At 71.7% G+C, this 18822-nt stretch carries 19 protein-coding genes; 14 read left to right on the top strand and 5 right to left on the bottom strand.

The features are described 5' to 3' along the window. Positions 1 to 76 precede the first annotated feature (76 nt). The 3 genes from ABZ910_RS11290 to ABZ910_RS11280 all read left to right on the top strand — a co-directional run bounded on the left by ABZ910_RS11290 (position 77) and on the right by ABZ910_RS11280 (position 2270). A complete protein-coding gene (locus ABZ910_RS11290; protein ID WP_361361980.1) occupies positions 77 to 586 on the top strand; it encodes an ATP-binding protein in 510 nt (169 codons plus the stop codon). A gap of 141 nt (positions 587 to 727) precedes the next feature. Beyond that, entirely contained in the window at positions 728 to 1612 is an 885-nt protein-coding gene (locus ABZ910_RS11285; RefSeq protein ID WP_361361978.1) for a helix-turn-helix domain-containing protein, read from the top strand. 52 nt (positions 1613 to 1664) lie between these two features. Next, entirely contained in the window at positions 1665 to 2270 is a 606-nt protein-coding gene (locus ABZ910_RS11280) for a Uma2 family endonuclease (protein WP_361361976.1), read from the top strand. A 40-nt stretch (positions 2271 to 2310) separates the two neighbouring features. Here the strand turns inward: ABZ910_RS11280 and ABZ910_RS11275 are convergent, their stop codons facing one another. Further along, positions 2311 to 3459 (bottom strand): permease, encoded by a 1149-nt coding sequence (locus tag ABZ910_RS11275; protein WP_361362275.1) that lies wholly within the window; start codon positions 3457 to 3459, stop codon positions 2311 to 2313. A 185-nt stretch (positions 3460 to 3644) separates the two neighbouring features. Here ABZ910_RS11275 and mshB point away from each other — a divergent pair, with 185 nt between their 5' ends. From mshB to ABZ910_RS11240, 7 genes are all read left to right on the top strand, one after another. After that, positions 3645 to 4508, top strand: coding sequence for an N-acetyl-1-D-myo-inositol-2-amino-2-deoxy-alpha-D-glucopyranoside deacetylase (gene mshB / locus ABZ910_RS11270; RefSeq protein ID WP_361361974.1), 864 nt, complete (start codon positions 3645 to 3647; stop codon positions 4506 to 4508). Further along, positions 4505 to 4924, top strand: a complete 420-nt coding sequence (locus ABZ910_RS11265) for a DUF6113 family protein (protein ID WP_361361972.1) — start codon at positions 4505 to 4507, stop codon at positions 4922 to 4924. The genes mshB and ABZ910_RS11265 overlap by 4 nt, the downstream gene beginning before the upstream one ends. Positions 4925 to 5083: 159 nt before the next feature. After that, positions 5084 to 7180, top strand: a complete 2097-nt coding sequence (locus ABZ910_RS11260) for a hypothetical protein (RefSeq protein ID WP_361361970.1) — start codon at positions 5084 to 5086, stop codon at positions 7178 to 7180. Positions 7181 to 7275: 95 nt separating this feature from the next. Further along, a complete protein-coding gene (locus ABZ910_RS11255; RefSeq protein WP_361361968.1) occupies positions 7276 to 8211 on the top strand; it encodes an ABC transporter ATP-binding protein in 936 nt (311 codons plus the stop codon). Continuing rightward, the gene (locus tag ABZ910_RS11250; protein WP_361361966.1) at positions 8208 to 8948 is read left to right on the top strand and encodes an ABC transporter permease; all 741 of its coding nucleotides are present in this window, start codon (positions 8208 to 8210) and stop codon (positions 8946 to 8948) included. Before ABZ910_RS11255 ends, ABZ910_RS11250 begins: the two co-directional genes overlap by 4 nt. Positions 8949 to 8998: 50 nt before the next feature. Further along, entirely contained in the window at positions 8999 to 10147 is a 1149-nt protein-coding gene (locus ABZ910_RS11245; RefSeq protein ID WP_361362272.1) for a histidine kinase, read from the top strand. Between the two features lie 28 nt (positions 10148 to 10175). Further along, entirely contained in the window at positions 10176 to 10790 is a 615-nt protein-coding gene (locus ABZ910_RS11240) for a response regulator transcription factor (RefSeq protein WP_361361964.1), read from the top strand. A gap of 14 nt (positions 10791 to 10804) precedes the next feature. Here the strand turns inward: ABZ910_RS11240 and ABZ910_RS11235 are convergent, their stop codons facing one another. Next, on the bottom strand, positions 10805 to 11656 hold the full coding sequence (locus ABZ910_RS11235; protein ID WP_361361962.1) for a transglutaminase-like domain-containing protein: 852 nt from the start codon (positions 11654 to 11656) through the stop codon (positions 10805 to 10807). Between the two features lie 66 nt (positions 11657 to 11722). Beyond that, positions 11723 to 12772 carry a GNAT family N-acetyltransferase gene (locus ABZ910_RS11230; RefSeq protein WP_361361960.1) on the bottom strand — a complete coding sequence of 350 codons (1050 nt, stop codon included), beginning with the start codon at positions 12770 to 12772 and terminating at the stop codon, positions 11723 to 11725. A 140-nt stretch (positions 12773 to 12912) separates the two neighbouring features. On the opposite strand from ABZ910_RS11230, the gene fdxA reads away from it, so the two are divergent. Continuing rightward, a complete protein-coding gene (gene fdxA, locus ABZ910_RS11225; RefSeq protein ID WP_361361958.1) occupies positions 12913 to 13233 on the top strand; it encodes a ferredoxin in 321 nt (106 codons plus the stop codon). Positions 13234 to 13353: 120 nt separating this feature from the next. Then, positions 13354 to 14451 carry a bifunctional succinyldiaminopimelate transaminase/glutamate-prephenate aminotransferase gene (locus tag ABZ910_RS11220; RefSeq protein WP_361361956.1) on the top strand — a complete coding sequence of 366 codons (1098 nt, stop codon included), beginning with the start codon at positions 13354 to 13356 and terminating at the stop codon, positions 14449 to 14451. 249 nt (positions 14452 to 14700) lie between these two features. Here the strand turns inward: ABZ910_RS11220 and ABZ910_RS11215 are convergent, their stop codons facing one another. Next, positions 14701 to 15162 (bottom strand): ATP-binding protein, encoded by a 462-nt coding sequence (locus ABZ910_RS11215; RefSeq protein WP_361361954.1) that lies wholly within the window; start codon positions 15160 to 15162, stop codon positions 14701 to 14703. A gap of 412 nt (positions 15163 to 15574) precedes the next feature. After that, positions 15575 to 16636: a heavy metal transporter gene (locus ABZ910_RS11210; RefSeq protein WP_361361952.1), complete on the bottom strand. Its 1062-nt coding sequence runs from the start codon at positions 16634 to 16636 to the stop codon at positions 15575 to 15577. A 106-nt stretch (positions 16637 to 16742) separates the two neighbouring features. On the opposite strand from ABZ910_RS11210, the gene dapE reads away from it, so the two are divergent. Then, a complete protein-coding gene (dapE, locus tag ABZ910_RS11205; protein WP_361361950.1) occupies positions 16743 to 17822 on the top strand; it encodes a succinyl-diaminopimelate desuccinylase in 1080 nt (359 codons plus the stop codon). Positions 17823 to 18015: 193 nt separating this feature from the next. Continuing rightward, entirely contained in the window at positions 18016 to 18774 is a 759-nt protein-coding gene (locus ABZ910_RS11200) for a TIGR00730 family Rossman fold protein (protein ID WP_361361948.1), read from the top strand. Positions 18775 to 18822: the final 48 nt, after the last annotated feature.

The raw sequence follows: 18822 nt of genomic DNA, 5'->3' as shown, positions 1-18822 counted from the left end.
ACAAGCCCCGGACAGTCACCGTACGCAGTGGCTTCGTCACTGTTCACGGTAGGCGCGCGCGGCCACTCTGAGTGACGTGATCCACGAATTCAGTCTGCGTCTGTCTCCCACGCCGCGTGGGGCCCGTCTCGCCCGACTGCTCGCGGCGGAGCAACTCCGTATCTGGGGGCTGCCGTTGGACCTGGCGCGACAGCTGGTCGCCGAGCTCGCGGCCAACGCGGTCACGCACGGCCGCGTACCCGGACGGGATTTCCTGCTCACCGTCTACGTCCTCGCGCACACCCTGCGCATCGAGGTGACGGATACCTGTGGGGACCTGACGCCCTGCCCTCAAGTCCCGGCCGACGACGCCGAGTCAGGCCGAGGGCTCGTCCTCGTCGAGGCGCTCGCCGACCGATGGGGCGTATCCCAGGGTCGGCATCCACGCAAGACGGTCTGGGCGGAGTTGAATCTGGCACCGGCACCCACTCTCCTGAGCTCCGGTGCGACGGGCGACCTTCCCCAAGGAACACGAGGGAGAAAGAACCCGTACCAAGCCCCACCCGGCCCTCCCGCTCCCGCGGCAGCCGCTCACCCGGGCGAGTGAACATCGCCAACTCGACTGGATATGTGGCCCTTTGCCTGCCTTACGTTTGGCGCAACACAACCGCAAACATGAGACGGCCCCCGCCGGGACGGACATCCCAGTGCGAGGGCCTGACCACCGAGGAAGGCTTCAACTTCCCTGATGGATACGCGAAATCCTAGCGCGCCCGCGCGCACCCAGTCCCGCCCTGCCGCCGACAACCACCCGAACCGGCGGCATCCGCACACCGGTTCCGGCGGCGGCCTCACTCACGACAACTCCCGCCACTCCACCCGCTTCACGGTGATCGGGAACCACCTCGCCCAGCACCCAAAGCTGTCGGGCCTGGCGATCGGACTGGGCGTCCACATCCAGTCGCTCCCCGCAGGTGCCCGCGTCGACATCAAGACGCTCACCGCACGCTTCCCCGAGGGCGCGACCCGTATCGCCGCAGCCCTGCGCGAGCTGGAGGCCCACGGCTACCTGCGCCGCGAGCGCGTACGCGTCCCCGGTGGCCGCATCGTCACCCGCACGATCTCCTGCAACCAGCCCGGACGCCACCGCCCGGAGGACCAGCCCGACTGCCCCGCCCCCACCCGACCGGCCCCACCCCCGAAGAAGCGCACGCCCCACAAGCCGCTCCCCGCGGTCCCGTGTCCTGCGTACCCCGCTCCCGCCCTCCTCCAGAAGGCCACCGACCTCCTGGCGGACCTCCGCCGCCACGCCCCCCGTCTCCTCCTCTCCGCCTGCGACACCGCCCACCTCGCGCCGGGCGTCGCGGCCTGGCTGGAGCGGGACGTCAGTCCTGGCGCCGTACGCCACGCGTTGATCGCCGACCTGCCGCCCGAGGGCCTGCGCCGCCCCGCCGCCCTACTGGCCCACCGCCTCCGCGTCCAACTGCCACCCCCGCCGCCGTTCCGTGCACAAGCCCCGCCGCCGGACGTCCGACACCCACTTCAGAACTGTGACAGCTGTGACCGCGCCTTCCGTGCACCTCACCCCGGCCGCTGCCGCGACTGCCGCCCCGATCCGTTGGAGGCCGCCTAGCATGAACGTGACGATCCTTTCCGCCGGGTACAGACGACGAGGAGCGAGCGCCATGACCATCGCCTCGGACGACGCGCAGCGGGACACCTCGCACATGTACCGGGCCATGCGGGACTTCGTTCAGTCCACGGACGACACCCTCCCGGGGAAATTCGAGATCACCAAGGAAGGGATCGTCCACGACATGATGTCGCCCAGCGGTCGCCACGAGCTGACGGCACTGCGCCTCCGCAAACGCCTGGAGAAGGTGATGCCGGAGGAGATCGTGGCCCACACCGGTGAGCCCGACGTCGAGAACGAGCCCGAGGGCATCATGCGCCGCCCAGACGTCATGGTGATCGCCGAAGCGGACATGGACGTCGACGGTTCCTTCGATCCTCGCACCCTCATCGCCGCCATCGAGGTCGTCTCGCGCTCGAATCCGGACAACGACTGGGTCGGCAAGATGCGGGACTATCCACTGCTCGGCATCCCCGTCTACGCGATCTTCGACCCCCGCACCGGCACCGGCGCCGTCCTCACCGACATCCACTCCACCCCCGCGGGCCCGCGCTATGCCACTCGTAAGGACTTCGTCTACGGCGAGGGGGTCACCATCGGCGAATGGACGATCCCGACGGACGACCTGCCGCGCTACGGCGACGAGACCGAGCTGTGACGAAACTGCGCGCTGCCGACGGCTGAGTCCCGGGTGGACGTCAGCTGCTGTGTTCTTCGGCGGGTGAGCCGCCCATCATGCGGAGCATCGCCATGCCGCCGGTGCGGAAGAACCGTGCGACAAGGGCCGCTGCCAGCAGGAGGAAGGCGATGTTGAGCCAGGTGGTGTAGTTCCAGGTGACGCCTTCCATGGGGATCTTCGCGTCCGCCTGGTCGGGGACGAGGCCCAGGCCGCCGAAGACGAACTCGACCACGTACCCGGCGACCACCATGGCGACGTAGAACGTGCCGAGCAGGAAGAAGGCCATCCTCGTGCCGTAGTACTTCCGGTAGATGTTGAGGATCGGCAGGATCAGAAGGTCGGCGAAGATGAACGCGACGACACCGCCGAAGCTGATGCCGCCCTTCCACAGCACCACCGCCAGCGGCACGTTGCCGATCGAGCAGACGAACGAGGCGATCGAGACCAGCGGGCCGATGAGGGGGCCCCACAGCTTGGACGCCAGCGGATGGCCCTCGAAGAAGAACTTGCTCCAGAAGGAGTCCGGCACCCACGCGGCGATGGCGCCGGCGATGAGCAGGCCGACGACCAGGTCGCGCAGGATCGCCGCCCATTCCATGACGAAGACATGGCTCGTGGAGGTCAAGCCCTCGGGGGAGAGCAGCCGACGGACGAAGGACCCTGTGCGCTGGACGGACATGTCCATCGCCGCGTGCCCTTCCATCGAGCCGGCCAGCCCCCGCTCGGCCTGCTCGCGTGCCTGGTGCAGCAGCCCGGCGTGCAGGAACAGGCGGAACAGCACCGCCAAGACAGCGATCATGAGGGGGCCGCCCACGAACTCCGCCAGCGTGAACTGCCAGCCCATCAACAGGGCCAGGATGACTCCGAGTTCGACGACCAGGTTGGTCGAGGCGATCTCGAAGGCCATCGCGGCGGTGAAGTCGGCGCCCTTGCGGAACAGCGAGCGGGCCAGGGCCACCGCGGCGTAGGAGCACGAGGACGAGGCCGCGCCGAGGCCGGCGGCGGTCGCCAGGGTGCGCGGGCTGTCGTCGCCGAGGAGGGAGACGACGGTGGACTTGCGGACGACCGCCTGGACCACGGCGGACAGAGCGAAGCCGAGGATCAGGGCCCAGGTGATCTCCCAGATCATCGATCCGGTGATCGACAGCGCGTGCAGTACCGCGTGCAGTACGTCGTGCATGGAGGAAGCCTTCCCGCTGCCGTGCGCGGGACGCCGATGGGACACGCCGCGCAGAGGTCACGCGCTGCGGTGATTGCCACTGCACATGGTCGAGGCCGCGTGGTGAGGTGCTCGACGGCAAGCGGTGACGGGTGGGGAGATGGCCCGTGGCCGTCGCCTCGTAGGCTGGTCCCATGACGGACCTCCCTGCTCGGCGGCTGCTGCTGGTGCACGCGCACCCGGACGACGAGTCGATCAACAACGGCGCGACCATGGCCAAGTACGCGGCCGAGGGCGCGCACGTGACGCTGGTCACCTGCACCCTGGGGGAGCGGGGTGAGGTCATTCCGCCCGCGCTGCGGCATCTCACCGGGGCCGGCCTGGGCGAGTACCGCCTGCGTGAGCTCGCCGCCGCGATGCGCGAGCTGGGCGTGGACGACGTCCGGTCGCTCGGCGGACCGGGCGCCTACCAGGACTCCGGGATGATGGACACCGCCGACAACGACAACCCGGACTGCTTCTGGCGGGCCGACGTCGACGAGGCCGCCCGGCAGCTCGTCGAGGTGATCCTGGAGGTCCGCCCCCAGGTCCTCGTCACCTATGACGACAACGGCGGCTACGGCCACCCCGACCACATCCAGGCGCACCGCGTCGCCATGCGCGCCGTGGAGCTGGCCGCCGAGGCGGGGCACCGGATCGCCAAGGTCTACTGGAACCGCCTCCCGCGCACCGTCGCCGAGGACGCCTTCGCCCGGCTCCGGGACGAGCTGCCGGGGTTGCCGTTCGCGAAGTCGGCCGCCGTCGAGGACGTACCGGGTGTAGTCGAGGGTGACCGCGTGACCACCGCCGTCGACGGCACCGCCCACGCCGCCGCCAAGGCCGCCGCCATGCGGGCCCACGCCACGCAGATCGAGGTGGCCGAGCCGTACTTCGCGCTCTCCAACGAGCTGGCCCAGCCCCTCTTCACCACCGAGTACTACGAGTTGGTGAGCGGTGAGCGGCCGGCCGTGACGGAGGCCGATCTGTTCGCCGGGGTCGAGGCCGGGGAGGCGTCATGAGCGTGCCGGACGGGCGCGGGTCCATGCTCGCGCAGCCGCTGAAGCCGCCGTCCGCCGGACGGATCGCGGCCTACCTCGGGCTGTTCCTGCTCGGCATCGTGGTCGGGGTGGCCGGGGCGCTGGTGCAGGGCGCCTGGTTCCCGGGCGGGCTGCTGCTCGCGCTGGCGGGCGCCGCCGGGCTGTTCTACGGCGGGTCGCGTGCCACCGGCAGCCGCGCGGGGGCGGTCGCGCCCGCGGCCGGGTGGGTCGTCACCGTCGTCCTGCTCACCGCCAGCCGCCCCGAGGGAGACTTCCTCTTCGGCGCGGGAGGCGGCTCCTATCTCTTCCTGCTGGGCGGCATGGCCCTGAGTGTGATCTGCGCCACCCTGGGGCAGGGGCGGCGGCCGGGTGGTGACGGCGTCCGACTTGGCAAGTGACGTACCCATTCGCCCGCGGACGTGCGTGCGGGACCGGTGTGAGTTTCCTCGGCGGCCGTGGTTTACCGGCCAGAAGTGGCCAGTATGGTGGTGCGCGCCGCCGAGCCGCCGCCCGAGCGTGGTCGTGACACGCGGTGGAGCCAATCGGGAGAACCTGCCTTGAGTCGTGAAACTGACACTCCGTCCTCCGGCCCCAACGGGTACGGCGGATCCTCATACCCTTCGGGCACGCCGCCGTACGGGACCCCCCTGGCTTCCGACGATGCTGGGAACGCGGGTCGTTCGGCCGCGCAGCCGGAGGACCGCAAGACCGAGACCACACTGACGACCCGGGTCCGCATCAACATCCCGGGTTCGCGGCCCATCCCGCCGGTGGTCGTCCGCACGCCCGTCGCGGGCGGGGAGGGCCCCTCCGACGGGGACACGGGAGCGGGGCGGGGTCGTTCGGCCGCGCAGCCGGAGCCCCCCATGTCCTCCACCGGCAACGTCGACGCTCCCGCCCAGGCCTCGGCCCAGGGCGACGAGAAGCGGAGCGACTGGTTCGCGCCCCGCAGGGGCGGCGCGGGCAACGGCGGCCAGGGCGGCGGCACGAACGGGGCCGGGCTGCAGGGCGGTTCGGCGGCGACGCCCGGTGCGGGCGCGGGTGCCTCCGGTGGCGCGCGGCCGGGTGGCGGTCGTCCCGGTGGTGTCGTCGGCTCCATGAGCGCGCCGGGCGGTTCCAGGTCCGGTGGCACGAGCGGTACGAACGGTTCGGGGCTGCCCGGCGCCACGGGCGGCCCGGTGGCTCCCGGGCACGGCGGCGGCACCGGTTCCTTCGACGTGACCGAGGCGCTGGCCTCGGGCCCGCGCGGCAGCGGCTCGCGCCGCGACGACCTGCCGTTCTTCTCGGAGAACGAGCAGGGCGGTCCGGGCGGACCCGGTGCGCCGGGCCGGCCGGGCGGTGCGAAGGGTCCCGCGGGCCCGACCGTCGGGGTCACCGGCGACGGCCCGCTGGCGCCGTCCGACGGGGCCGGCACGGGCGGCCTCGGCGCGAAGCCCGGCGAGTCCTTCCCCCGTCCGTCCGTCGGCCCGGGTGCCACGGGGACCGGCCCCGGCGGCGGCCTGAGCGACGACACCGCGATCCTCACCCCGCAGAAGCGGGCGCCCGAACCGGAGACGCCCTACGGCTTCGTGGCGGACAACGTCTCCGGGCACACCGTCACCAGCGGCATGCCGATCGCCCCGACGGGCGCCAACTCGCCGTTCGCGGCGGGCGCGAGTACCGATGCCAGGTCGTCGTACGCGCGGAGCACGTCGCAGGCCAAGCCCAAGAAGAAGGGCCGCAACAAGCTGGTGCTCATCGCCGCCGGTGTGGTCGTCGCGGCCGGTCTCCTCTACGGCGCCGGGCTGCTGATGAACCACTCCGACGTGCCCAAGGGCACCACCGTGCTCGGGGTCGACATCGGCGGCGGCACCCGTGACGACGCAGTCAAGAAGCTCGACGACGCCTTCGACAGCAGGCTGAACAAGCCGCTGAGGCTGTCGGTGGGCGGGAAGACGGTGGCGCTGCGGCCGGACCAGGCGGGCCTGCAGTTCGACATGCAGGGCACGGTCGACGTGGCCGCGCAGAGCGACTACAACCCGATCACCGTGATCGGCTCGCTCTTCGGCAACGAGCGGCTCGTCGACCCGAACACGCCGATCGACAAGGAGAAGCTCCAGGCCGCCGTCCAGGCGGCCGGCGGCGGCGCCGGCTCGGTCGTCGAGGGCACGATCAAGTTCCAGGGCGGCAAGGCCGTCCCCGTCTACGGCAAGCCCGGCAAGGGCGTCGACGTCGCCCACGCGACCCCGGCGATCGAGCAGGCGTACCGCAAGCTGCTGGAGACCGGCACGTCCGCCCCGGTGGCCGTGCCCACGACCATCCAGCAGCCGACGGTCTCCAACGCCGAGGTCAACCGGGAGCTGAAGGCGTTCGCCGAGCCGGCGATGTCCGGCATCGCCATCGTCCGGACCGACGCGGCGCACAGTATCCGGTTCGGCGCCTTGTCCCTGCCGAAGATCCTCGGCGTCAAGGCCATCAACGGCAAGCTCGTGGACACGTACAACCTCCCGGCGCTCAAGGCGGCGTACGGCAGCACCTTCGACGGCGTACAGGTCCAGAGCGCCCTGGGGAAGCGTGCCGTCCTGCCGCAGGACGTCGTCGCCGCGCTGCGCAAGGCTCTGCACGGCACGACGCCGGCACAGCGCGTCGGGGTCATCGAGACCAACCCGAGCTGACGCGCACGGAGTGCCGTATGACATGACATCCGTCATGCGGCACTCCGGACGCCCGACACTGCCCGGCCGGCGTCGCCGCGACCACCATGTCCCGTATGACAACGACAGCTTCGGTGGTCGCGTTCGACCAGGTGGGCAAGGCCTACGGCGCGGTCCGGGCCGTGGACGGCCTGACGCTGACCCTGCACCCGGGCGAGACCGTCGCCCTCCTCGGCCCCAACGGCGCCGGCAAGTCCACCACCCTCGACCTGCTCCTCGGCCTCAAGCACGCCGACACCGGCACGGTGAACGTCTTCGGCACCAGCCCGCGCGAGGCGATCGTCGCCGGGCGGGTCGGGGCCATGCTGCAGAGCGGCGGGCTGATGGACGAGGTCACCGTCGGCGAACTGGTGAGGCTGGCGTGCGCGTTGCACCCGCGGCCGTACAAGGTGACCGACGTGCTGGCCCGCGCGGGCGTCTCCGCCATCGCCGACCGCAAGGTCGACAAGCTCTCCGGCGGGCAGGCCCAGCGCGTGCGCTTCGCCCTCGCCACCGCCGGCGACAGCGACCTGATCGTCCTGGACGAGCCGACCACCGGCATGGACGTCTCCTCCCGCCAGGCCTTCTGGGCCACCATGCGCGAACAGGCCGGACAGGGCCGTACGGTCCTCTTCGCCACCCACTACCTCGAAGAGGCCGACGCCATCGCCGACCGGGTGCTCGTGCTGCACCGCGGACGGCTCCTCGCCGACGGCACCGCCGCCGAGATCAAGGCCAAGGCGGGCGCGCGGCGAGTCTCCTTCGACCTGGAGGGCGAGATCGACGAGGCGGCCCTGCGCGCGCTGCCCTTCCTCAACTCCCTCACCGTGTCCAACAGCGGCTCCGCCGCGGGCAGCGGCCAGACCGTCCGCATTCAGTCCACCGACGCCGACGCGACCGTCCACGCCCTGTACGGCCTCGGCGTCTACCCCCGCAACCTCGAAGTCGCCGGGCTCGGCCTGGAGCAGGCCTTCGTCGCCATCACGGAGGCCGAGGAGGCCCGGCAGTCATGAACTCATTGATCAAGCTGGAGCTCACCCGCGCCCTGCGCAACCGCAAGTTCCTCTTCTTCTCGGTGATCTACCCCTCGGCCCTGTTCCTGATCATCGCGGGGAACGCCGACAGCAGCACCAGGGTCGATGGCAGCGGCCTCACCGTCCCGACGTACATGATGGTCTCCATGGCCTCCTTCGGCGCCCTGACCGCCGTGCTGATGGGCAACAGCGAGCGCATCGCCAAGGAGCGCGAAAGCGGCTGGGTACGGCAGCTCAGGCTCACCACGCTGCCGGGGCGCGGCTACGTCCTCGCCAAGACCGCGAGCGCGGCCGTGGTCAGCCTGCCGTCCATCGTCATCGTCTTCGCCGTCGCCGCGGCCGTGAAGCACGTACGCCTGGACGCCTGGCAGTGGCTCGCCCTCACCGGCGCGATCTGGGCCGGGAGCCTGGTCTTCGCCGCGCTCGGCGTCGCCCTCGGCTACCTCGCGAGCGGGGACGCGGTCCGGCCGATCACGATGATCACCTACTTCGGCCTGTCGATGCTCGGCGGCCTGTGGATGCCGTCCACGACCTTCCCGGGCTGGCTGCAGAACATCGCCAAGTGGCTGCCCACACACGCGTACGCTGCCCTGGGGCGGGCGATCGAACAGAGCCGGGCCCCGAGCGCCCAGGACATCGCCGTCCTCGCTGTCTACTTCGTCCTCTTCGCGGGCGGCGCGGCCTGGCTGTACCGGAAGGACACGCTGAAGGCGTGAGCATCACGACGGACGACCCGAGGGCCGAGGAGAGCCGGGCGGAGCGGCTGATGCGGGTGGGGGTGCCGCCCCGCAACCGGCGCGAGCTGCTGCGCAAGACGCTGTGGATCGGCGTCTGGCTGGTGTTCTTGAACGCGCCGGTCCAGGACCTCGTCTCCGGACGGCACACCCCCGGCGCCACCGCGGCAGGCTGGCTCGGCCTCGGGGCCTTCGTCGCGGCCTATCTCGCCCTGGTCTTCCGCAACATGGGCCGCCCGTTCTCCGGTCGGCGGATCACCGCCCTGATCGTCGTCCTCGCCCTGCTCGCCTCCCTGCTGGCCGCCACGCTCGGCCACGCCTGGCTGGGGCTCTTCGTCTACGTGGCCGTCGTCTGCGGGGCGGTGCTCCCGCCGCGAGCGGCGTACGGGGCGATCCCGGCGACGGCCGCCGTGATGCTGCTCATCGGGCTGCACGTCGGCGTGCGGCAGGCCCACGACCTGATCCTGCTGGTGCTGCTCGTCGGGTTCGCGATGACCGGCGTGAGCCAACTCGTCCGCACCACCGTCGAGTTGCGCCAGGCGCGCGCCACCGTCGCCCAGCTCGCCGCCAACGAGGAGCGGCTGCGCCTCGCCCGCGACCTGCACGACCTGCTCGGTCACTCGCTCTCCCTGATCACGCTCAAGAGCGAGCTGGCCGGCCGGATGCTCCCCGGCCACCCCGACAAGGCGGCCCAGCAGGTGGCCGACATCGAACAGGTCAGCCGCCAGGCCCTGGTCGACGTGCGCGAGGCCGTCAGCGGCTACCGGCGCCCCCGTATGGCCACCGAACTCGCGGGCGCCCAGGTCGCGTTGGCCGCCGCGGGCGTCACCGCCCAGATGCCCGCCGAGGCGGACCTCGCCGACGTCCCCGAGGACAGCGAGTCGGCGCTCGCCTGGGTACTGCGCGAGGCGATCACGAACGTGGTACGGCACAGCGGCGCCGGGCGCTGCACCGTGGAACTGCTGCGCCGCCAGACCCTGGACGGCTCCGTGCTCGAACTCGCCGTGGAGGACGACGGATCCGGCGGTTCGGGCGGCGGCCCCGGCAACGGCCTGACCGGCCTGGCCGAGCGCCTCGAAACCGTCGGCGGCACCCTCGAAGCGAGCCGCGTCAGGCACGGCTTCCGGCTCGTCGCCCGTGTGCCCGCGCCCGCCCCGGCGGACGTAGGATCCGGGGCATGAACGGCACGGGATCAGCGGGACCACGGGCATGAGCGGCACGATCAGGGTCCTGCTCGCCGAGGACCAGTCGATGGTCCGCGAGGCGCTGGCCGCCCTGCTCGGCCTGGAGGACGACATCGAGGTGGTCGCCCAGGTCGCCCGCGGGGACGCGGTGTCGGCGGCCGCACGGGAGCACGACGTCGACGTGGCGCTGCTCGACATCGAGATGCCGGGCTGCACGGGCATCGAGGCGGCGGCCCGGCTCCACCGGGAGCTGCCCGGCATCAAGCTGGTCGTCCTCACCACCTTCGGCCGTCCCGGCTATCTGCGCAGCGCCATGGAGGCCGGCGCCGACGCCTTCCTCGTCAAGGACGCCCCCGCCGCCCAACTCGCCGACGCGGTACGCAAGGTGCTGTCCGGCGAGCGCGTCATCGACCCCACGCTCGCCGCGGCGGCCCTGGCGGAGGGCGCCAACCCCCTCACCGACCGCGAGCGCGAGGTCCTGCGCGCCGCGGCCGACGGCTCCACCAACGCGGAACTGGCGGCGACCCTGCACCTCTCCCAGGGCACGGTCCGCAACTACCTCTCCACGGCGATCCAGAAACTCGCGGTACGCAACAGGGCGGAGGCGGCGAGGATCGCGCGGGAGAAGGGCTGGCTGTAGCCCTTCGGGCACCGTCAGTTGAGCTTCGCCCGCGCCGCGTGCGCCTGACGGCGCATGCCCTGGGCGGTCGGCTCGTCCACCGCCGCCACCACGTCCGCGTAGGCATCCAGTTCGGCGGCACCGGCGAGGAAGTCACCGCGCTGGACGAGGAGTTGGGCACGCTCGTAGCGCAGCCGGGCCGGGTGCGACGGCAGCAGCAACGACAGCTCCACCGCCCACAGCCCCACGTCGGAGCGCTCGGGCCGGGCCGCGGCCCACGCCCGGATGTTGTTCAGGACGCGCAGGACGACGTCGAGCGGATCGGCGGGCGTCAGCATGGACGGGTCCAGCGGCGCCCCCGTGGCCCCCGTGACGAGCAACTCGGCGTCCGTCCCCGTCAGCACCCGCCCCCCGTCGAAGGGATCGGCCAGCACCTGCTCCTCCACCGGCCCGAACCCGACCACGAAGTGCCCCGGCAGCGCGACCCCGTACACCGGAGCGCCCGCCCGCCGCGCCACCTCGATCCACACCACCGACAGCAGGATGGGCAGCCCGCGCCGCCGCCGCAGCACCTCGTGCAGCAGCGAGGACTCAAGATGCCGGTAGTCGGCCGCCGAGCCGCCGAACCCGTAGCGCACACCGAGCAGCCGGTGCAGCGCGGTGGCCCAGGCCAGCGGCCCGCCGGGCCGGTACGGCAGCTCTCCGGCCAGCCGGTCCAGCTCCATCTGCGCGCCGTCCATGCCCGCCTCGTCCAGCGAGCCGTCCGCCTCCGCGCCGAGCAGCAGACACAGCGCCGACAGGTCGGGCCGGCCCGACCGCGCCTCCTCGGCGAAGCGCTGCCGCAGCTCGGCCGACCGTTCGGGGGTTGGGGGGTTGGGGGGACGCATAGCAGGCTCGTGCCCTTCCACGACGACCGTGACGACCGTTGAGATCCGTACCTACGACGATCCGGCCTACCGGCCGACACCGGGAGCGGACTGCCCCGCGGCGGATGCGGCAGGTGAGGCGCCCTGCGGCTCCCGATAGTGCTGGTACGCGTGGTGCACGGAGAACCCCATCCCGGCGTACATCTCCCGTGCCCCTCCGTTGTCCGTCTCGATCTGGAGCCACGCCGCCGAGGCACCCTCGTCGAGCGCCCGGCGGGCCAGCGCGGTCATGACGTCCGTGGCCAGCCCCTGCCGCCGTAGCGCGGGATCCACCTCGACGGCGGTGAACCCGGCCCACCGTCCGTCCACGACACACCGCCCGATCGCGGCCGGGGCACCCCCGCCCGCGCCGGGCACGGTGGCGAACCATACCGACGGTCCGCTGTCCAACACCCGCAGGGCCACCTCGCTCACCCCTTTTCGGTGGTACCGCTCGAGCCAGGTCTCGTCCGCCTCCCGGGACAGCAGGACGTCGGCGCCCTCAGCCCGGTCCGCGATCGGGGCCAGCGCCCCGATCCACACCTCGGCGGTCACCTCGCGCACCCAGCCGCGCCGCTCCAGCTCCGCGCAGAGCAGCTCCTGCGTGTCCTCGGCGCCGGTCGCGGTCTGGATGAACGCGGGCAGCCCGCGCTCGCCGTACCAGCGTCGTACGGACCGAAGGGCCGCGTCGAGCGGAAGGCCCGGGTCGCCGAGCGGCAGCACGCTGTTCGCTCTCCGCGTGAACCCGCCGGCGGCCCGCAACTCCCACTCGCCCAGCCGCTCGTGCTCCACCGGTTGCCACGCGCGGGACGTGACGTGCGCGAGTTCCGCGTAGGTGGCCGACGGACCGCGCCGCCGCGCCGGAGCCGCCGGCACCACCTTGCCCGCCACCAGCATGGATTCCGGGATCCGGACACTCCGCCCGTCCCGTTGTGTGATCAACAGCACGCCGTCGTCCCACGATGCGAGAACACCCACCGTGTCGGTGAACTTCTCACCCGGCGTTTCGGCCTCGTTGAGACGTCGTACCGAGACTCGTTTGCCCACGTCAGCAGCGGTGATACGAACCTCGAAGCGTCCGGCGCCAGAGATTTCCACGGGTCTGTTCACCCCTCCTGTTCGGATCATGCCCAAGAACGGAGATACTAGGGGCGGGCATCGACGACGCCGCGCTCCCGCGCGCCAGGCGGCGGAGCCTACGGAGGCCCGCCAGCGCCCTATCGAGGAGGAACGACAGCGTGACCTACGTCATCGCGCAGCCTTGTGTCGACGTGAAGGACAAGGCGTGCATCGAGGAGTGCCCGGTCGACTGCATCTACGAGGGCCAGCGGTCCTTGTACATCCAACCGGACGAATGCGTCGACTGTGGTGCCTGTGAGCCGGTCTGCCCGGTCGAGGCGATCTTCTACGAGGACGACGTGCCGGAGGAGTGGAAGGACTACTACAAGGCGAACGTCGAGTTCTTCGACGAGCTCGGCTCTCCCGGTGGCGCCAGCAAGCTCGGGCTGATCGAGCGTGATCACCCCGTCATCGCCGCTCTGCCGCCGCAGGCCGAGTAACCCGCATCGGCGGCCCGCACATCGTGCCGCCTCGGTCCCGTACGGCCTGATCGCTTCCCGATCGGCGCCGCACGGGACCGAGGCGTTTGCCGCACCAGACGAAAGCGAGCGAGAACCTCCGTGTCCGCAGTATCCGACCGCCTGCCCACCTTCCCCTGGGACAAGCTGGAGCCGTACAAGAAGACGGCCGCCGCGCACCCGGACGGCATCGTCGATCTCTCCGTAGGCACCCCGGTCGACCCGGTGCCCGACCTGATCCAGAAGGCCCTGATCGACGCGGCGGACTCTCCGGGCTACCCGACGGTCTGGGGCACCCCGGCACTGCGCGACGCGATCACCGGCTGGCTGGAGCGCCGTCTGGGCGCCCGCGAGGTCACCCACCGCCACGTCCTGCCGATCGTCGGCTCCAAGGAACTGGTCGCCTGGCTCCCCACCCAGCTGGGCCTCGGCCCCGGTGACAAGGTGGCCTACCCGCGCCTGGCGTACCCGACCTACGAGGTGGGCGCCCGCCTGGCCCGATCCGACCACGAGGTCTACGACGACCCGACCGACCTGGACCCGACGAACCTCAAGCTCCTCTGGCTGAACTCGCCGTCCAACCCCACGGGCAAGGTCCTCTCCAAGGAGGAGCTGACCCGCATCGTCGCCTGGGCCCGCGAGCACGGCGTGCTGCTCGTGTCGGACGAGTGCTACCTCGAACTGGGCTGGGAGGCCGACCCGGTCTCGGTCCTGCACCCGGACGTGAACGGCGGCTCGTACGACGGCATCGTGGCCGTCCACTCGCTCTCGAAGCGCTCGAACCTGGCGGGCTACCGCGCCGCCTTCCTCGCCGGCGACCCGGCCGTCCTGGGCCCCCTCCTGGAGATCCGCAAGCACGGCGGCATGATGACGTCGGCGCCCACACAGGCGGCGGTCGTAGCGGCCCTGTCCGACGACACCCACGTCCAGGAACAGCGCCAGCGCTACGCCACCCGCCGCACGGCCCTCCGCGAGGCCCTGCTGGCCCACGGCTTCCGCATCGAGCACAGCGAGGCCAGCCTCTACCTGTGGGCGACCCGCGACGAGTCCTGCTGGGAGACGGTGGCCCACCTGGCCGACCTGGGCATCCTGGTGGCACCGGGCGACTTCTACGGCGAGGCGGGCGAGAAGTTCGTACGCGTGGCCCTGACGGCCACGGACGAGCGCATCGCGGCCGCGGTGGCCAGGCTGACCAAGTAGCCACCCCCACCACGGCGGGAACGTTCTACAGACCTGTGGACGCCCAACCAGCTCACACCAACCCACAGTCAGGGCCCACCAACATCACGTGTCCCCACGCGTCGGCCGCGAAAGAGCCGTAGGGGCGCGCCGGTGTCGAGGGTGCGAACGCACGGAGGCCCGAAGGGCTGAGCACGATCGCACCCTCGACACCGGCTGAGGCGCCCCGAAGGCGAAAGAGCCAAAAAAGGTGTGCGCGCGGCAGGAGTCTCAGCCCAGCGGCAGCGAAGAGGTAGGCAGCGAAGAAGTGGGCAGCGCCCCTCCAGGCAGCCCGCCCTTGGTGAGCGAGCCCGTGGGCAGCCCGCCCTTGGTGGCCGACTTGGTCGTGCCACCGAGGATGTTCCCGGCCGAGCCCGCCACGTCGCCCGCGGCCTTCTGCGCCGCGGGCGCGGCCTTCTTCACGGCCTTGCCGCCGGTCTTGCCCGCGACCGGCACCGCCTTCTTGACCGCCGCGCCGCCCGCGTCGCCGACGACACCGGTGACGTTCCGCGCCGCACCGTCCAGGGTGTTGCCGACGCTCGCTCCGTCCAGGGCGGTCAGCCCGCCGAGGTTCGGGGTGGCCGGGAGACTCGGCGCCGCGCTGGCGGAGCCGGCCGCACCGACCCCGGCGGCCGCTCCCGCTGCGACGAGCAGCGCGGCACGGGCGATCCGGCGGGTCAGAGGGAGGGACATGATGCTCCATTCGACGGGAGAACAGTGAACCGAACAGTGAACCGTCCTGCGGTGCCCGGAAGTTGAGGTCCCCAGCGCTGTTTTCCGGCGCCGTTTACCGCTGTTGATCGTCCGGGCTCGGACGCAGTGACTACCGCTCGAAGCCCGCGAAGGTTGCGGAGCCCAAAGGTAAAGAATTGATAACGCGTCGCATTATCGGTTGTGGATAAAAACGGGCAAAGAGAGTCCGCGGGTCGCGCCTGCAGGATCCTTCCGCCTCTTTGTTTCCAAGGGCTTTGACTGTCACGAGAGTGACCGGGCGAAAACCTGCGCACCCTTGGGCCCGAGGTGCGTGAAGTAACCCTTGAAGGCGACCTGTCGTACGGCTGCGCGGTCTGCAGCCGAGTCTCTACGGCTGGGGCTACAGCTGGGTCTACTGCGCGGTCACGATGCGAACGTCCCCGGCCGAGGCCTCCGCACCGCCGCCACCCGCCGTACCGGTCGTACGCCACTGGCTGTTCGTGCTCCCGGCGGTCCACTCACGCCCGGCGTACGCCACCCGCTCGATGTGCAGCGCCGAGGAGTTGGCCACCGCCCAGTGCGCGAGCTGCCAGCCGCGCGCCTCCTCGCTGCGCCCGGTCGCGTCGGTCCGCGCACCCTCGGGCACCGGCACGGTCACGGTCCGCCCGTGCGCCCGTGCGGTCACGGTCGGGGTCGGCGTCGGGGAGGACGTGGGGGACGACGCCCGGGTCGGCGTGGCCGCGGGCGTCGTCGTGCCGCCCACCTCCGCGCCGGTCTCCTGGAACGCGTCGCGCCCGAAGTCCCGTACCAGCGCGGCCCGTACCGCATCGGTGCCCGTGGCCGCGCTCGCGCTGCCCTCCACGGCCGTCGCCTGGGCGGTGGTCTCCGGGCGGCCGTCGCAGGTCAGCGTGGCCGTCGTCTGCCCGGTCAGGGCCGCGGCCAGCAGCGTGGCGTCCGGCTCGTGCTTGGCGTAGGCCTCGGGGTAGCCGCTGCGCTGCACGTGCTGCGCGGCGACCGTGAGCGGAAGCTCCATGTAGCCCGGCACCTTCGACAGGTGCTCGTAGAAGATGCCCGCCGCGTACGTCGGGTCCATGATCTGCTTGTCGGTGCCCCAGCCCTGCGAGGGCCGCTGCTGGAACAGGCCCAGCGAGTCCCGGTCGCCGTGCTGGATGTTGCGCAGGGCCGACTCCTGGAGGGACGTGGCGAGCGCGATGGCGATGGCCCGCTCGGGCATGCGGCGGCCGGTGCCGACGGCGGCGATCGTCGCCGCGTTCACCGCCTGCTCGGGCGTGAACTCGTACGACTCCGCGTCGCCCTGCTGGCCGGAGACCACCTTGCAGCCCGGAGCCCCCGTGCCGCCGGTGACGTACTGCACCACGAGGTAGCCCGCGAGGGCGCACAGGACCACGAAGGCCGCACCGAATCGGAAGAGGCGGCCGCGACGCTTGGGGGTGGTGGAGGTCGGCTCTGGCACGCGTACACGGTACTGGAGCGCCAAGGGGCGCCCGCGCTCGGAGTGGAGGAGGGCGTGAACCCGCGATGAACAGTGCTCGACCCGGTGGCGCGTTAGGGTCGGCACCATGGCCGATACCACGCTTGACCTCACGCTGGACGCCGCGGCGCTCACCGCGCAGCTCGTCGACTTCCCCTCGGAGAGCGGCACGGAGAAGCCCCTTGCCGACGCGATCGAGGCCGCTCTGCGCGCCCTGCCGCACCTGACGGTCGACCGGTACGGCAACAACGTGATCGCCCGCACGAACCTGGGCCGGCCCGAGCGCGTGATCCTGGCCGGTCACATCGACACGGTGCCGATCGCGGACAACGTCCCCTCGCGCCTCGACGCCGACGGCGTCCTGTGGGGCTGCGGCACCTGCGACATGAAGGCCGGAGTGGCGGTCCAACTGCGCATCGCGGCGACGGTCCCCGCCCCCAACCGCGACCTGACCTTCGTCTTCTACGACAACGAGGAGGTCGCGGCCGAGCTGAACGGCCTCAAGCACGTCGCCGAGGTCCATCCCGATTGGCTGGAAGGCGACTTCGCGGTCCTGCTGGAGCCCTCGGACGGCGAGGTCGAGGGCGGCTGCCAGGGCACCCTGCGCGTCCTGCTGAAGACGAAGGGCGAGCGTGCCCACTCGGCGCGCGGCTGGATGGGTTCCAACGCGATCCACGCCGCCTCCCCGATCCTGGCCCGCCTGGCGTCGTACGAGCCGCGCTACCCGGTGATCGACGGCCTGGAGTACCGCGAGGGCCTGAACGCCGTGGGCATCACGGGCGGGGTGGCGGGAAACGTCATCCCCGACGAGTGCGTGGTCACGGTCAACTTCCGTTACGCGCCCGACCGTACGGAGGAGGAGGCCATCGCCCACGTCCGGGAGGTCTTCGCGGGCTGCGGCGTGGAGGAGTTCGTCGTGGACGACCTCAGCGGCGGCGCGCTCCCCGGCCTCTCCCACCCGGCCGCGGCGGCCTTCATCGAGGCGGTCGGGGGTGTGCCGCGGCCCAAGTACGGCTGGACGGACGTCTCCCGCTTCTCCTCGCTCGGCATCCCGGCCGTCAACTACGGCCCCGGCAACCCGCACTTGGCGCACAAGCGGGACGAGCGGGTGGAGACGGGGAAGATCCTGGCGGGGGAGGCCCGCCTGAGGGCGTGGCTGACCGACTGAGCCGAGTCGGGCCGAGCGGGGCCGAGGTGGGCCGAGCCGGTGGGCGTGGCGCTTCGTGGCGGACATGCGGACGTCCCCCCTCCGTAACCCGGGTGGATCTACGCTGAGGTGGAAAGTCCTTCCCGAGCTCGCGGTTTCGCAGGAGCAGGAGCACGCGGGCAAGGGAGGGGCCCCGATCGCGGAGGGAGCGTATATGCCTACTGGCAACCCCGAGGGCAAGCAGCGGCCGCCGGAGGAGCAGCGCCTGGGACCGGTCCTCCGACGACGCGGTCAGGTGACGCCGAGCACCACCGACCAGCGCCTGCTGGACGAGCGAGCCCCCTCGGACTGGGTCCACACCGATCCCTGGCGGGTCCTGCGCATCCAGTCGGAGTTCATCGAGGGGTTCGGCACCCTGGCCGAGCTTCCCCCCGCCATCAGCGTGTTCGGCTCGTCGCGTACGCCGGTGGGATCGCCGGAGTACCAGGACGGGGTGCTGCTGGGCCGGGCCCTGGTCGAGGCGGGCTGGGCCGTGATCACCGGGGGTGGCCCCGGCGTCATGGAGGCCGCCAACAAGGGGGCCCTGGAGGCGGGCGGCATCTCGGTCGGCCTCGGCATCGAGCTGCCCTTCGAGCAGGGGCTGAACCCCTACGTCGACATCGGCCTGAACTTCCGCTACTTCTTCGTCCGCAAGATGATGTTCGTGAAGTACGCGCAGGGGTTCGTGGTCCTGCCGGGCGGCCTCGGCACCCTGGACGAACTCTTCGAGGCCCTCACCCTGGTCCAGACCGAGAAGGTCACCCGCTTCCCCATCGTCCTCTTCGGCACCGAGTACTGGGGCGGCCTCGTCGACTGGCTGCGCAACACCGTGATCGCCAAGGGCAACGCCTCGGGGACGGACCTGATGCTGTTCCACGTGACGGACGACGTGGAGGAGGCGGTGGCCCTCGTGTCCAAGGAGGCCGCCCGCTGACCGTCCGGGGAGGCCGACCGCCGACCGGCCGGCCTCCCCGGCCCTTCG

The organism is Streptomyces sp. NPDC046805, assembly GCF_040645355.1.
Lineage (GTDB): Bacteria > Actinomycetota > Actinomycetes > Streptomycetales > Streptomycetaceae > Streptomyces.
This window is presented reverse-complemented; position numbering and strand designations above follow the sequence as displayed.

Coding starts and splice junctions, on each gene's coding strand:
- ABZ910_RS11285 (WP_361361978.1), top strand. CDS start 728: ATGGATACGCGAAATCCTAGCGCGCCCGCGCGCACCCAGTCCCGCCCT.
- ABZ910_RS11280 (WP_361361976.1), top strand. CDS start 1,665: ATGACCATCGCCTCGGACGACGCGCAGCGGGACACCTCGCACATGTAC.
- mshB (WP_361361974.1), top strand. CDS start 3,645: ATGACGGACCTCCCTGCTCGGCGGCTGCTGCTGGTGCACGCGCACCCG.
- ABZ910_RS11265 (WP_361361972.1), top strand. CDS start 4,505: ATGAGCGTGCCGGACGGGCGCGGGTCCATGCTCGCGCAGCCGCTGAAG.
- ABZ910_RS11255 (WP_361361968.1), top strand. CDS start 7,276: ATGACAACGACAGCTTCGGTGGTCGCGTTCGACCAGGTGGGCAAGGCC.
- ABZ910_RS11250 (WP_361361966.1), top strand. CDS start 8,208: ATGAACTCATTGATCAAGCTGGAGCTCACCCGCGCCCTGCGCAACCGC.
- ABZ910_RS11245 (WP_361362272.1), top strand. CDS start 8,999: ATGCGGGTGGGGGTGCCGCCCCGCAACCGGCGCGAGCTGCTGCGCAAG.
- ABZ910_RS11240 (WP_361361964.1), top strand. CDS start 10,176: ATGAGCGGCACGATCAGGGTCCTGCTCGCCGAGGACCAGTCGATGGTC.
- ABZ910_RS11235 (WP_361361962.1), bottom strand. CDS start 11,656: ATGCGTCCCCCCAACCCCCCAACCCCCGAACGGTCGGCCGAGCTGCGG.
- ABZ910_RS11215 (WP_361361954.1), bottom strand. CDS start 15,162: ATGTCCCTCCCTCTGACCCGCCGGATCGCCCGTGCCGCGCTGCTCGTC.
- dapE (WP_361361950.1), top strand. CDS start 16,743: ATGGCCGATACCACGCTTGACCTCACGCTGGACGCCGCGGCGCTCACC.
- ABZ910_RS11200 (WP_361361948.1), top strand. CDS start 18,016: ATGCCTACTGGCAACCCCGAGGGCAAGCAGCGGCCGCCGGAGGAGCAG.